Origin of the sequence: Pseudomonas marvdashtae (assembly GCF_014268655.2) — a bacterium.
GTDB classification, from domain to species: domain Bacteria; phylum Pseudomonadota; class Gammaproteobacteria; order Pseudomonadales; family Pseudomonadaceae; genus Aquipseudomonas; species Aquipseudomonas marvdashtae.
Window position 1 is genome coordinate 289,746 of the sequence record NZ_JABWQX020000002.1, and the last position, 13,467, is coordinate 303,212.

A 13,467-nucleotide genomic window follows, 5' to 3' on the forward strand; every position below is an offset into this window, starting at 1 on the left:
TGCGTGTTGCGGAGTGACGATCAGCGCCCACGCTTGCTGGTGATCTCCACCAGCCGATTGCCCTCGAAGCGCAGGTATTGATACATGCCGCTATGGGGCCCGTAGGTCCATTCTTCCACCGGGTATTCTTCCCGGCGATTGACGCTGCGCTTGTAGCCCAGGTCATCGCGCGCCGCGGGCTGACCGCACTTTTGCAGCACCTCGCTGGAGCGATCGCCGACGCTGATCAACTGGCTGCCGCAGCGCAGCGTATTGGCAGCCGACACGTGGCCAGCGGCCAATAACATACCCAGGCCAAGTCCGCACAGGCGGTTCATGTCATTCGGCATCCAGGTGCATCGGTGTGATGACGGTACCGTCGCTCTCGGCTTGGCCGAGGCTGGCGTCGATGAAGTACACGCGGTCGTCGGCCAGCTTGCCCTTGTCCACCAGGAAATCCTTGATGCTGCTCGCCCGCTCCTGGCCCAGTTCGCGCAGCAGCAGGTCGCTGCCGCTCCAGAAGTTGATGACGCCTTCACGGAGTTTGTCGATGCGGGCCTTTTTATCCAGTTGCGTCCATTCGGCCGGCGGTTGGGTCTTCAGGCGGGTGCGGTAGATTCCTTCCAGCAGCGGGGCCTTCTCATCTTCGGGCACTTCCAGCAACGAAGCCTTGGCCGGGACTTTGTCGCCCCGACGCTGGAGCATCTTGTAGTAGTTGTACTGGTATTCGCGCTCCAGGCGCTGGGCGGCGAGCAGCGGGCCGTCGCTGCTTTGGGCGGCGGTGCCTTCGATCTCCAGCTTCAACTCCGGACGTTTGCCCAGGGCTTCGGCCAACTTGAGCAATACGCCTTCATTTTCCTTGCTCAGCTCACTGGCCCCCGCCGCGAAAGCCACGCTGCCAAGGTCTTCCGAGCCACCGCCAGCCACCAACCCACCGATGAGCTTGAACGGCGCCTGGGCCGCTCGCACCACCAGATTGCGCAGGGTCTGCCAGACGATCGGCATCACGCTGAACTGCGGGTCGTTGAGGTTGCCGGACACCGGCAGCTCGATGGTAATCCGGCCCTCGGAATCCTTGAGCAGGGCAACGGCGAGTTTAAGCGGCAGGCTCACGGCATCCGGGCTGTCGACCTTTTCACCCAGTTGCAATTGCTCGACCACCACTTTGTTGTCGGCCTGGAGCTGGCCCTTGGTGATTCGATAATGCAGGTCGAGATTGAGCCGGCCCTTGCGGATGCGATAGCCGGCAAATTTGCCGGAGTAAGGCGTCAGGGTCGTCAACTCGACGCGCTTGAAGCTGGTGGCGATGTCGAGGCTGGCCATCGGGTCGAAGGGGTTGACCGCGCCCTTGATCGTCACAGGTGCGTAACGGTCGACCTTGCCTTTCACGTCCACGGTGGCCGGCTTGGCCTGGCGGCTGTCGATGGTGCCGATCTCACCGTTGAGCTGCTGGATGGCCGTGGCGAAGTTGGGCGTCAGGCTGAAGTCGGCGAAATTGGCTGAGCCGTCATTGATGGCGATGCCGCCGATGTGGATACCCAGCGGCTTTTCCTTCGAGGCCGGTTTGGCTCCGGTGGTCTTGGTCGCGCCGTCGGCCGGTTGTGGTATGAGCAGATCGTCGACGTTAGTGGTGCGGTCGTCGTTGATCATGAAGCGCGCGTACGGCTGGAACAGGTTGACCTTGTTGATCGACAGGCTGTCGCCATGCTGGTAGTTGAGGCCCTGGATTTCCAGGCGCTGCCATTTGAGGAAATCGCGGGTCTTGAGCGTGTCGAGGGTATGCAACTGATCGACCTGGGCGCGGCCCGTGACGGCCAATGCCAGCGGCTCGGTGCTCTTGAGGTCTACTACCAGGTCGCTGCCGAGCATCCCGGAGCGCAGTTCCAGGCGAATGAACGGGTTGATATAGGACTGGGCAACCCGCAGGTCGATGTCCTGGGTCTTGACGTTGAGCTTCGCCGTGACCGGATTCAGGTTAACCACGCCGTCGGCTTGGATCTTGCCCTGCTTGCCCAGGCCGGTGTCGAGCTTGAGGTTGAAAGGCGAGCCGTTGAGCGTGTCGTAATTCTGCAAGTCGAGGTTCAGCGGGCCGACGTCCAGCGCCACGGCCGGTTGTGCCTGGCGGTCGGCCAGATGCACGTGGTAATCGCGCAGTTGCACGTCCTTCAACAGCACCTGCCACGGCTTGCTCGGCGCTGTAGGCTCCGCTTTGGGTGAGTCGGCGGCTGCCGGGGCCGATGCCGGTTCAGCCTTGACCTCAGGTTTGGCCGGTTGGCTGGCGAAGAGTTTCTGCCAGTCCAATTGCCCGTCCGCTTCCCGTGCTGCCCAGGTTTCCAGTTTCTGGCTGCGGATCTTGCCGACGATCACTTGCTGCTTGGCCAGGTCCAGCGAGGTTTCGCTCACGTCCAGGCGCTCCAGCTTGACCAGCGGGCGACCATCAGGCGCCTTGATGGCGAAGGGCGCGACACTGACGGCGGCGTTGCTGAGCAGCAGTTCCGTGCCTTTGGCGAGGTTGAGCTTGTAGTCCGTGCTCAGGTCCAGTACACCGTTTTCCAACACCAGGGGCACCGCGTCACGTACGTAGGGCCAGAACGCTTTCATCTGGCCGCGAGTGATTTTCAGCGTGCCCTCGGAGGCAATCGGCGCGAGGCTGAAATTGCCGGTCCAGTCGAGTTGGCCGCCTTGTGGACTGATCGCCACCAGAGTCATGTCGGCGCTGTCATCGGGCAGGGTGCTGAGGTTTTTCAGCTCGAAATCGAGGGTGTCATACAGGAATTCGATGGGCTCGCTGGGACGCAGGTCCTGAAAGTGAACGTAGCCGCTGGCAAGTTTGATCCGGTCGACTCGCAACGGGAACGGCTTGGCGTCGGGATCTGCCGGGGTCGGCTCGCTGGGCGGCAGCTTGAACAATCCCAGCAGGTTCAGCTGACCGTCCTTGGCGAACATGACTTCGGTCTTGGGCTTGTCCAGCTCGATGTCGGCCAGGTGCAGGGCGCCGGACCACAAACTGTCGAGTTGCAGGTTTGCGTACAGCCGTTCGAAACCGAGCTGCTCCTTGCCGGGCTCGCCGACATTCAGGCCCCAGAGCGTTACTTCAAGGCTGAAGGGATTGAGTTCGATACGCTGGATCTGGGCGGGCACCGTCGCGTGGGCGGCCAATTGCTGGTTGGCGATGCGCAAGGCAATGCCCGGCAGGATCAGGAAGCCCAACAGGCTGTAGAGGGCCAGTGCGGTCAACAGGGCGCCGATAGCGCGAATCAATCCTTTGGGCATGTGTGGCTTCGTCTGGTGTGAATCGGAGTGCCTTGGAGTATGGCATGCGTTTACGGTTCCGAAGCCACTGTGTTTTATCAGATTTGTCCGTTTTTTCGTGGGATTGCCGAGCGCGATCAGAACTGAAGGATCAATGTTTTCAGCGGCGGCTGTTGATCAAGCGACGGAAAATCGTCACCTGGCGCCAGTACGCTCCACTCGCGCACCGGGCGGCCGGCCTTTTGCGCGCAACGCAACACTTGTTCGCGCCAGTCATCCATGGGCACTTTCGCCAGGTTGTTGCAGCAGATCAGCACGCCGTCGTCGGCGGTCGTGAGCAATGCCGGCTTGAGCAGGCTTTGATAGTCGCGCAACAGATCGACCGTGCCGAATGCGCTTTTGGCCCAGGCGGGCGGGTCGAGTAGCACGAGGTCGTATTGGCGTTGTTCCAGGCGCACGTAGCTGGGCAGTTTCTGTCCGCGCCGCTGGCTGATGGGCAGGCCGGCCAACTGGCGGATCGCCGGGAAATAATCCGATTGCACGAACTCCATCGCTGGCAGATCGGGGTTGAGCAGGCCGTTTTCGCGTCCCACCGCCAGGTTGCCCTCGGCAAAATCCAGATTGCATACTTCGCGCGCCCCACCTGCCGCCGCGCTGAGGCCCACGCCGCAGGTGTAGGCGAACAGGTTCAGCACACTTTTGTTCCGGCTATGGTCCTTGACCCAGCCACGGGCGTTGCGCAGGTCGAGGAACAGCAACGGATCCTGCCCGGCATGCCGCCCGCGGATGCGGTAATTGAGGCCCCATTCATGCCCGACCAAGTCTTGCAGCGCGGCCTCGTCAGCCTGATAGACGTTGTCCTGGCGATCGACGCGCGAGTTGCCCCGGGCGCGGTCGTTATAGACAAGCAGGGTGTCCAGGCCCAGCCGTTCGTTGACGATGGCGTGCAACTGCAGCAATTCCTCCCGCGCCAGCGATTGGTGAAAACTCTGCACCAGCAGCTGCGGGCCGTAGCGGTCCACGGTCAAGCCGGGCGCGCCTTCCTGGCTGCCGTGGAACAGGCGATAGCAGTCGGTGCCTTGCTGGTGCAGTTGGCCAAGAAGCGGCTGGCGCTGGTCGAGGGCGGCGCGCAGCGCCAGATTCAAGGAAGACATGCCGTGCGCGCCTTAAGGAAATGAGGCGCGGGAGTTTAGCAGTTATGCATACTCGGGTATTGCCTGAAGGTTTGAGTCAGGCAGCGCTTTTGTGGCGAGGGAGCTTGCTCCCGCTGGGGTGCGAAGCGCCCCCCCTGTTTTCCAAGGGCGACCGCGATTTTGCGTCTGCTGCGCAGCCGAGCGGGAGCAAGCTCCCTCGCCACGGGAGGTTTATGTTGTCTCAGCGGTTCAGTCGCGTGTCGATCAACCCCTCCACCACGCTCGGATCGGCCAGGGTCGAAGTGTCGCCGAGGCTGTCGAGTTCATTGCAGGCGATCTTGCGCAAAATCCGTCGCATGATCTTGCCCGAACGGGTCTTGGGCAGGGCTGGCGCCCATTGGATCAGTTCCGGCTTGGCGAAACTGCCGATTTCCTTGCTGACATGGGCGAGCAGTTCCTTTTTCAACTCGTCGTTGGCTTCCACCCCATCCATTGGCGTGACAAAGGCATAGATGCCTTGACCCTTGAGATCATGGGGATAACCGACCACCGCCGCCTCGGCAATGTTGTCGTGCAGCACCAGGGCGCTTTCGATTTCGGCGGTGCCGATGCGATGTCCGGAAACGTTGATCACGTCGTCGATGCGTCCGGTGATCCAGTAATCGCCATCTTCGTCGCGACGGGCGCCGTCGCCGGTGAAGTAGTAGCCGGGGTAGGGCTTGAAGTACGTATCGACCATGCGTTGATGGTCGCCATAGACGCTGCGAATCTGCGCTGGCCAGCTGGATTTGATCGCCAGCACGCCGCTGCCGGCGCCATTGATTTCCTTGCCCGTTTCATCCAGCAGCACAGGCTGCACGCCGAACATCGGGCGGGTGGCGCAGCCTGGCTTGAGCCGTGGGGCACTGACCAGGGGGCTGAGCATGATGCCGCCGGTTTCGGTCTGCCACCAGGTATCGACAATCGGGCAGCGCTGCTCGCCTACGACGTTGAAATACCATTCCCACGCCTCCGGGTTGATCGGCTCACCGACGCTGCCAAGCAATCGCAGGCTTTTGCGGGACGTGTCCTGCAACGGCCCGGCGCCTTCGCGCATCAGCGCGCGCAGGGCGGTCGGAGCGGTGTAGAAGATATTGACCTGATGCTTGTCGATGACCTGCCAGAAGCGCGAACTGCTCGGGTAGCTCGGTACGCCCTCGAAAATCAGCGTGGTGGCACCGTTGGCCAGCGGGCCGTAGACGATGTAGCTGTGGCCGGTGACCCAGCCGACGTCGGCGGTGCACCAGAACACTTCGTTGTCGCGATAGTCGAGTACGTACTTGAAGGTCATTGCCGCTTGCAGTAGATAACCGCCAGTGGTGTGCAGCACGCCCTTGGGCTTGCCGGTGCTGCCGGAGGTATAGAGGATGAACAGCGGATCCTCCGCGTCCATTGGCTCAGGCGGGCAATCGTCGCTCATCTCGTGCATCGCCTGGTGATACCAGAGGTCACGGCCTTCGACCCAGTTCACCTCACCTTGGGTGCGCTCGACCACCAGCACGGTGCTGACGTTCGGGCAGCTTTCCAGCGCCTTGTCGACGTTACGCTTGAGCGGTATGAACCGCCCGCCGCGCACGCCTTCGTCGGCAGTGATGACGGTGCGGCAATCGGCGTCGAGAATTCGATCACGCAACGAATCCGGCGAAAAACCGCCGAACACCACAGAGTGCACCGCGCCAATGCGAGTGCAGGCAAGCATGGCGTAGGCCGCCTCAGGAATCATCGGCATGTAGATGCAGACCCGGTCGCCTTTCTTCACGCCGCGGCTTTTCAACACGTTGGCCAGCCGGCAAACGTGATGGTGAAGTTTTTTATAGGTGATTTCTGCCGATTCGGCGGGATCGTCGCCTTCCCAGATGATCGCGGTCTGGTCACCGCGCGTATCCATATGGCGGTCGATGCAGTTGGCGCTGACGTTCAGCTTGCCGCCGGCGAACCAGTTGGCTTCACCGCTCTTGAGGTCGTAGCGCTGGACAGTCTGCCAGGGCGTCATCCAGTCGAGAAAGCGCGTGGCTTGCTCAGCCCAGAATGTGCTGGGGTGCTCGATGGATTCTTTGTAGAGCCGCTTGTACTCGTCCTGACTCAGTTGCGCAGCCCGGCGGACGGCATCGGCGTGGGGGTACTGGCTGATATCGAACATGACGGTTCCTTATTCTTGTTTTTGCGACAAGACATAAAGATGCGCCGAGTGAATATCCAGTTCAAGTTGTACATGGAAACAGTGTGGGGGCGAGCAAGCCCGCCCCCGCAGTGTGTCTGACCAGGGTCAGCCGCGATGACGCCCGCGGAAGTAGTTGATCAGGCCTTGGGTCGAAGCATCTTCGGCGGCGGTTTCTTCGCTGCCCACCAGGCGGTTGTAGACGCCCTTGCCCAACTCCTTGCCCAACTCCACGCCCCATTGGTCGAAGGCGTTGATGCCCCAGACCACGCTTTGGACGAAGACTTTATGTTCGTACAGCGCAACCAGCGCGCCGAGGCGGCGCGGGCTGATGCGTTCGACCACCAAGGTGTTGCTTGGACGGTTGCCCGGGATGACCTTGTGGGAGGCCAGTTTCTGCACTTCTTCTTCGCTGGCGCCCTTGTCCCGCAGCTCGGCCTCGGCCTCGGCGCGGGTCTTGCCGAGCATCAGCGCCTGGCTCTGGGACAGGCAGTTGGCGTAGAGCCATTGGTGATGGTCGGAAACCGGGTTGAAGCTGACGATCGGCACGATGAAGTCGGCCGGGATGAATTGGGTGCCCTGGTGCAGCAACTGATGGTAAGCGTGCTGGCCGTTGCAGCCGACGCCGCCCCAGATCACCGGACCGGTGTCGGTGGAGACCGGCGTACCGTCCTGGCGCACGCTCTTGCCATTGGATTCCATGTCCAGTTGTTGCAAGTGCTTGGTGATGTTGCGCAGGTAATGGTCGTACGGCAGGATCGCATGGCTCTGCGCACCCCAGAAGTTCCCGTACCACACGCCCAGCAGCGCCAGCAGCACCGGCATGTTCTGTTCAAATGGCGCGCTCTGGAAATGCTGGTCCATGGAGTAGGCGCCGGACAGCAGTTCCTTGAAGTTCGACATGCCGATGGCCAGGGCGATGGGCAAGCCGATGGCCGACCACAGCGAGTAGCGCCCGCCGACCCAGTCCCACATCGGGAAGATATTTTCTTCGCGAATGCCGAAGGCCACGGCGGCGGCGTTGTTGCTCGATACCGCGATGAAGTGGCGGTAGAGCTCCGCTTCTGAGCCACCCTGGGCCAGATACCAGGCACGTGCCGCCTGGGCGTTCTTCAGGGTTTCAAGGGTGTTGAAAGATTTCGACGAGACGATGAACAGCGTGGTCTCGGCGCGCAGCTTCATGGTCAGCTCATGGAACTCGCTGCCGTCGATGTTCGCCAGGTAATGACAGCGAACGCCTTTATGCGTGTACGACAACAGTGCTTCGGACACCAGCTGCGGGCCGAGGAAGGAGCCACCGATGCCGATGTTCACCACGTCGGTGATGGGCTTCTCGGTGTAGCCGCGCCATAGGCCATCGTGGATGCGGCCCACCAGGTCGGTAATCTGGTTCAACACTTTGTGCACATCGGGCATCACGTTGGAGCCGTTTACCAGCAGCTTGTCGCCCACCGGCCGACGCAGGGCGGTGTGCAGGGCGGGGCGGTTCTCGGAGGCATTGACGATTTCGCCTTCGAACAGCGCCTTGATTGCGCCCTGGAGGTCGACTTCGTTGGCCAGGCCCACCAGCAGGTCGCGGGTCTGGGCATTGATCAGGTTTTTCGAGTAATCGAGAAACAAGCCACAGCTGGAAAGGGTGAACTGATTGAAACGCTGCGGATCGGCATTGAACGCTTCGCGCATGCTGAAATCCTGCATGGCTTTGCGGTGGTCATTCAGCGCTTGCCAGGCGGGCAGAGCGGTCACGTCTTGAGGAGTTCGGTAATACGCCATCGCTGCGGGTTTCCTTTTTACTTGAACGACCTTTTGTACACTAAAAATTCCGGCGAGGCCCGCGGAGGGTGTCCGGACAACTGCGTCGACAGGATCGCCGGGCACAGGGCGAATACAGTAAACCTCGCGTTGCGATCTGTCTTGACTTTGTCTGACCGCTTCCCGGTACTTTTTTATACAAAAGGGGTGGGAATGGTCCGACAGGCGGAAGCGAAATGCTTTTGCCTGGAAGGGGAAAGCAGGTGGGGCTGGTCAGGCAACCTGGACCGGAATGGCGTTGCTGGTGTGGCTCAGTTCGTTGCCCGGTGCCATGTACAGCATGCGCGGCTTGAAATTGAGCAGCTCCGCTTCGCTGTAATGGGCGTAGGCGCAAATAATCACGCGGTCGCCCACCTTGGCCTTGTGCGCCGCGGCGCCGTTGACCGAGATCATCCGCGAGCCTTCCTCGCCACGGATGGCGTAGGTGGTGAAGCGCTCGCCGTTGTCGACGTTGTAGATCTGGATCTGTTCGTATTCACGGATGCCCGACAGGTCCAGCCATTCACCATCAATGGCGCAGGAGCCTTCGTAATCGAGCACGGCGTGAGTGACTTCGGCGCGGTGCAGCTTGGCCTTGAGCATGATGGCGTGCATGAGTGTTTCCTCTGGTCGGGTCCAAACGGCGGGCAGTTTGCCCGAAGGCTGTCGAGGCGGCAATAACACTGCGCAGCCCCTGTGCAAGCCTGCTCGCTGACACAGGGGACGAGGGCTCAGGCAGGCGCGTCGAGGTCCAGATGCAGGTTGTCGATCAACCGGGTGGTGCCCAGGAAGGCGGCCGCCAGGATCACCAGGTCGCGATTCTCGGCCACGGCCGGGCGCAGCGTCTTGGCGTGCCGGATTTCCAGATAGTCGGGACGCAGACCGGCGGTTTCGAGTTGCTTGAGCTGCTCGGCGATCAGCGCCGGATAATCCCGTTGTCCCTGCTTGATCGCCTCGGCGATCTGGCCCAGGGCACGGTAGACCACCGGCGCGACGGCCCGCTGTTCAGCACTGAGGAAGCCGTTGCGCGACGACAGCGCCAGGCCGTCTTCGGCGCGCACGGTAGGCTCGCCGATGATCTGGATCGGCATGTTCAGGTCATGGACCAGAGCGCGGATCACCGCCAGTTGCTGGAAGTCCTTCTGGCCAAACACTGCCAGATCCGGCTGGACCATGTTGAACAGCTTGCTGACCACCGTCGCCACGCCCTCGAAATGCCCTGGCCGGCTGGCACCGCACAGGCCTTCGGACAGCTGTGGGACGCTGACGCGGGTCTGTCCGGCCATGCCGTCGGGATACATTTCCTCGACGCTTGGTGCGAACAGCAAATGACACCCGGCCTGGAGCAGCTTCTCCTGGTCGGCCGCCAGGGTGCGGGGATATTTGTCCAGGTCTTCGCCAGCGCCGAATTGCAGCGGATTGACGAAGATGCTCGCCACGACAAAGTCGGCCCGTTGCGCCGCCTTGGTCACAAGCGCCATGTGGCCGCTGTGCAGGTTGCCCATCGTCGGGACGAAAGCGATACGTTTGCCTTCGCTGCGGGCACGGGCCACGGCGGCGCGCAGTTCGCGTACGGTCTTGACGGTGTTCATGCAGAGAATCCGTGTTCGGCGCCCGGGAAGGTCACGCCCTTCACCTCGGCAACATAAGCGGCGAGCGCGGCCTGGATGGTGCTTTGCCCGGCCATGAAGTTCTTCACGAACTTGGGCACGCGACCAGTGATCGACAGGCCGAGCATGTCGTGGAGCACCAGCACCTGGCCATCGGTGGCGCTGCCAGCGCCGATGCCGATTACCGGGATCTTCACCGCCTGGGTTATTTCTTCAGCCAGCTCGGTGGGTACGCATTCGAGCAGCAACATCGCCGCGCCCGCCTGCTCCAGGGCAATGGCATCGGCGCGCATCTGCCGTGCCTGGTTTTCATTACGACCCTGGACCTTGTAGCCGCCGAGGATATTCACCGCCTGCGGGGTCAGGCCCAGGTGCGCGCACACGGGAATGCCGCGTTCGGCCAGCAGGCGGATCGAGTCGGCGAGCCACAGCGCGCCTTCGACCTTGACCATGTGGGCACCGGCCTGCATCAGCATGGCGCTGTTGGTCATGGTTTGATCGAGGGTGGCATAGGCCATGAACGGCAGGTCGGCGAGGATCAACGCATCGGTGTTACCGCGTTTGACGGCGGCCACGTGGTAGGCCATCTCGGCAGTGGTCACCGGCAATGTGCTGTCGTGACCCTGCAGCACCATGCCGAGGGAGTCGCCCACCAGCAGCACCTCGACACCAGCCTCATTGCAGGCATGGGCGAAGGTGGCGTCATAGCAGGTCAGCATGGTGATTTTTTCACCTTTTTGCTTGAGACCTTGCAGCGTGGTCAGGGTAATAGCTGGCATGTAAAAGTCCTCATTAGGCGCTCGAATACAGGCGCACCCTCTATGCGTGGTGCTTGTAAGGCCCGGATTGCGCCCTTTAGCGCCGCGTTGGCGGCAACGGGATGCCTATAGTCGTGAGGAGTACCGGGGAAGTCAATTGGATGTGTTACCGCCGGGTGTTACCTAGGTTACTGATGCGTTTCAGCTGGGAGGCGCGCCCAAATTGTGACTGTCTGGTACCGCAACCTAAGGATGGGCCAGGCGCTCGAGGCCGAGAAACGGGCACTCGGCGAGCAGATCCTTGAGCAGGCGGCCGTCGGCCAGGCGCAGGTCGGCGGGCGCCAACTCTGCCAGCGGATAGAGCACGAAGGCCCGGGCTTGCATGTGGTAATGAGGGACCTTGAGGCGGGGCTCGTCGATCAGCCGATCACCGAACAGGAGGATATCCAGGTCGAGGGTGCGCGGACCCCAGCGCTCCAGGCGCTCGCGGCCCTGGCCGGTTTCGATGGCTTGCAGCGCATCGAGCAAGTCCAGTGGCGCAAGGCTGCTGTCCAGCGCCGCCACGGCATTGGTGTAGCGCGGCTGGCCGGGGAGCAGGGAGTCGCTTTGATAAAACGCTGAAACCCCCACCAGCCGAGTCTCGGACAGTCGCGCCAGCGCTTCGATGGCGCTGCGCAACTGTTCGGCGGGTTCGGCCAGGTTGCTGCCCATGCCGACGTAGACGCGTTCCATCGATTACTCGTCCGAGGCGCTTGGCACACCGGCACGTTTACGCTTGGCGCCACTGCTGCGCCGACGCTTGCGCGGGCCGCTGGCGCCGTCGTCCTTGCCGCTGAGCTCGCGGATCATGTCGCGGCGTTCGCTGTCGTTGGCATCTTGGTAATCAGTCCACCATTCGCCCAGGCCATCGGTCTGTTCGCCAGCGCTTTCGCGCAGCAGCAGGAAGTCATAGCCGGCGCGGAAACGCGGGTTGTCCAGCAACAGATCGGCACGTTTGCCGCTGCGCCGTGGCAGGCGCTCCTGCATGTCCCAGATCTCGCGGATCGGCATCGTGAAACGTTTGGGGATCGCGATGCGCTGGCACTGTTCGGCAATCAGCTCATGGGCGGCTTCCTGCATTGCCGGGATCGGCGGCATGCCGCGCTCCTGCAAGCGCAATACCCGGGCGGGCAGGGCAGGCCAGAGCAAGGCGGCGAACAGGAACGCTGGGGTCACCGGTTTGTTCTGCTTGATGCGCAGGTCGGTGTTGATCAGCGCTTCGCTGATCAAGGTGTGGGTGTAGGTAGGGTTGTATTCCAGCGCCTCGGCACTGGCCGGGAACAGGGGGTCGAACAACTGCAGGTCCACGAGCATTTCAAAAGTATCTGCGGCGTGGCCCGACAGGAACAGCTTGAGGACTTCCTCGAACAGGCGCGCCGAAGGAATCTCCCTCAGCATCGGGGCCAGTTCGCGAATCGGCGTGGCGCTGTGCTTCTCGATGCCGAAATCCAGCTTGGCGGCAAAACGCACGGCCCGCAGCATCCGCACGGGGTCTTCCTGGTAGCGCTGCTTGGGATCGCCGATCAGCCGGATGAGACGGTTGCGGATGTCATGTACGCCATTGGCGTAATCGAGAATGCGCTCGCTGACCGGGTCGTAATAGAGGGCATTGATGGTGAAGTCGCGGCGTTGCGCGTCTTCTTCCAGCGTGCCGTAGACGTTATCGCGCAGGATGCGTCCGCTCTCGTTGCGAGAAGACTGGTTGCTATCTTCTTCCTCATCACTTTGCGGATGGTTGGCGCGGAACGTCGCCACCTCGATGATTTCGCGGCCGAAGTGGATGTGCACCAGCTTGAAACGGCGCCCGATGATTCGTGCATTGCGAAACTCGGCCCGTATCTGCTCAGGCGTGGCGCTGGTGGCGACGTCGAAATCCTTGGGGGTGATGTTCAACAGCATGTCGCGCACGCACCCGCCGACCAGATAAGCCTGGTAGCCGGCGTTCTGCAGGCGTTCGACGATGTTCACCGCATAACGGCTGAATTGGGCCTTTTGCAATGAATGCTGGCCGCTGTTGAGCACTTCAGGCGTGCTGCGAATGTGTTGCGTACGACGCAAGGGAGAACGGAATGACTGGAACAGCTTCTTCAGCATGGGAGGCACTGTTTGAAGGAATATTCGGCCAAAAACAAAGAATGACCGCATGATGGGCGGGGATTCTAGCATTTAGTCGAGGGATGGTGTAGGACGGAGCGGATTTGAGTGCGGGCCATAGGCGCCAAGGCTTGTAGGCTGCTTCGAAGGGCCGGATGCCAGAAACCACAAGGGGAGCCGAAGCTCCCCCAGAATTAGTTGCGTGCTCGTTTTTATTATTGGTTTCGGGCTTCTTGTTTTTGTTGAGTGCCCGCGCCACGAGGTTTTCCCTTCGTGACCCTCCCAATCGGGAGCCAAGAGCAAACGGATTGCTTTGGTCGCTGTGTTGCAGTGATCAATCGATCCAACCAGTTCAGGCACCTGTCTTGAGACAGTTTTATTGTTCTCAGCCTGGTTGCGGGGCAAGCCCCAAATACAACGCCTCTCCAAAAGAATCAGTTAGCTGCGCCTCTCGCCGTCTTGTTTTTATTGTGCGTGAGTCGATTCGTCTTATTTTTATTGTCTTGTGCATTGCTTGTTATTGTTCTTGTACCAAAGCTATAGCAGGGTGCGTGCCAACTTTTGTCAGGCCCAGGGAAACCGGGGGTTCTATGGTTATAGCGGTTTTTTCAGGG

At 61.4% G+C, this 13,467-nt stretch carries 10 protein-coding genes; all 10 read right to left on the bottom strand.

Annotation, left to right across the window (positions count from 1 at the left end; translation table 11 throughout):
• Positions 1 to 20 precede the first annotated feature (20 nt).
• The gene (locus HU742_RS21090) at positions 21 to 317 is read right to left on the bottom strand and encodes a DUF2845 domain-containing protein (RefSeq protein ID WP_186641540.1); all 297 of its coding nucleotides are present in this window, start codon (positions 315 to 317) and stop codon (positions 21 to 23) included.
• Between the two features lies 1 nt (position 318).
• Positions 319 to 3,252: a DUF748 domain-containing protein gene (locus tag HU742_RS21095; protein WP_186645157.1), complete on the bottom strand. Its 2,934-nt coding sequence runs from the start codon at positions 3,250 to 3,252 to the stop codon at positions 319 to 321.
• 116 nt (positions 3,253 to 3,368) lie between these two features.
• The gene (locus HU742_RS21100) at positions 3,369 to 4,385 is read right to left on the bottom strand and encodes a class I SAM-dependent rRNA methyltransferase (protein WP_186645156.1); all 1,017 of its coding nucleotides are present in this window, start codon (positions 4,383 to 4,385) and stop codon (positions 3,369 to 3,371) included.
• Between the two features lie 220 nt (positions 4,386 to 4,605).
• The gene (acs, locus tag HU742_RS21105) at positions 4,606 to 6,543 is read right to left on the bottom strand and encodes an acetate--CoA ligase (RefSeq protein WP_186641535.1); all 1,938 of its coding nucleotides are present in this window, start codon (positions 6,541 to 6,543) and stop codon (positions 4,606 to 4,608) included.
• Positions 6,544 to 6,669: 126 nt separating this feature from the next.
• Positions 6,670 to 8,334 (bottom strand): glucose-6-phosphate isomerase, encoded by a 1,665-nt coding sequence (gene pgi / locus HU742_RS21110; protein ID WP_186613108.1) that lies wholly within the window; start codon positions 8,332 to 8,334, stop codon positions 6,670 to 6,672.
• Positions 8,335 to 8,586: 252 nt separating this feature from the next.
• Complete coding sequence (gene panD / locus HU742_RS21115) at positions 8,587 to 8,967, bottom strand: aspartate 1-decarboxylase (protein WP_003228271.1); 381 nt, start codon at positions 8,965 to 8,967, stop codon at positions 8,587 to 8,589.
• 116 nt (positions 8,968 to 9,083) lie between these two features.
• Positions 9,084 to 9,944, bottom strand: a complete 861-nt coding sequence (gene panC / locus HU742_RS21120; RefSeq protein WP_186645155.1) for a pantoate--beta-alanine ligase — start codon at positions 9,942 to 9,944, stop codon at positions 9,084 to 9,086.
• Positions 9,941 to 10,741: a 3-methyl-2-oxobutanoate hydroxymethyltransferase gene (gene panB, locus HU742_RS21125; protein WP_186613110.1), complete on the bottom strand. Its 801-nt coding sequence runs from the start codon at positions 10,739 to 10,741 to the stop codon at positions 9,941 to 9,943. Before panB ends, panC begins: the two co-directional genes overlap by 4 nt.
• A gap of 225 nt (positions 10,742 to 10,966) precedes the next feature.
• Positions 10,967 to 11,452, bottom strand: a complete 486-nt coding sequence (gene folK, locus HU742_RS21130) for a 2-amino-4-hydroxy-6-hydroxymethyldihydropteridine diphosphokinase (RefSeq protein ID WP_186645154.1) — start codon at positions 11,450 to 11,452, stop codon at positions 10,967 to 10,969.
• A 3-nt stretch (positions 11,453 to 11,455) separates the two neighbouring features.
• A complete protein-coding gene (locus tag HU742_RS21135) occupies positions 11,456 to 12,853 on the bottom strand; it encodes a polynucleotide adenylyltransferase PcnB (RefSeq protein ID WP_186641531.1) in 1,398 nt (465 codons plus the stop codon).
• Between the last annotated feature and the right edge of the window lie 614 nt (positions 12,854 to 13,467).

Coding starts and splice junctions, on each gene's coding strand:
- panB (WP_186613110.1), bottom strand. CDS start 10,741: ATGCCAGCTATTACCCTGACCACGCTGCAAGGTCTCAAGCAAAAAGGT.
- pgi (WP_186613108.1), bottom strand. CDS start 8,334: ATGGCGTATTACCGAACTCCTCAAGACGTGACCGCTCTGCCCGCCTGG.
- panD (WP_003228271.1), bottom strand. CDS start 8,967: ATGCACGCCATCATGCTCAAGGCCAAGCTGCACCGCGCCGAAGTCACT.
- HU742_RS21090 (WP_186641540.1), bottom strand. CDS start 317: ATGAACCGCCTGTGCGGACTTGGCCTGGGTATGTTATTGGCCGCTGGC.
- HU742_RS21135 (WP_186641531.1), bottom strand. CDS start 12,853: ATGCTGAAGAAGCTGTTCCAGTCATTCCGTTCTCCCTTGCGTCGTACG.
- panC (WP_186645155.1), bottom strand. CDS start 9,944: ATGAACACCGTCAAGACCGTACGCGAACTGCGCGCCGCCGTGGCCCGT.
- HU742_RS21095 (WP_186645157.1), bottom strand. CDS start 3,252: ATGCCCAAAGGATTGATTCGCGCTATCGGCGCCCTGTTGACCGCACTG.
- HU742_RS21100 (WP_186645156.1), bottom strand. CDS start 4,385: ATGTCTTCCTTGAATCTGGCGCTGCGCGCCGCCCTCGACCAGCGCCAG.
- folK (WP_186645154.1), bottom strand. CDS start 11,452: ATGGAACGCGTCTACGTCGGCATGGGCAGCAACCTGGCCGAACCCGCC.
- acs (WP_186641535.1), bottom strand. CDS start 6,543: ATGTTCGATATCAGCCAGTACCCCCACGCCGATGCCGTCCGCCGGGCT.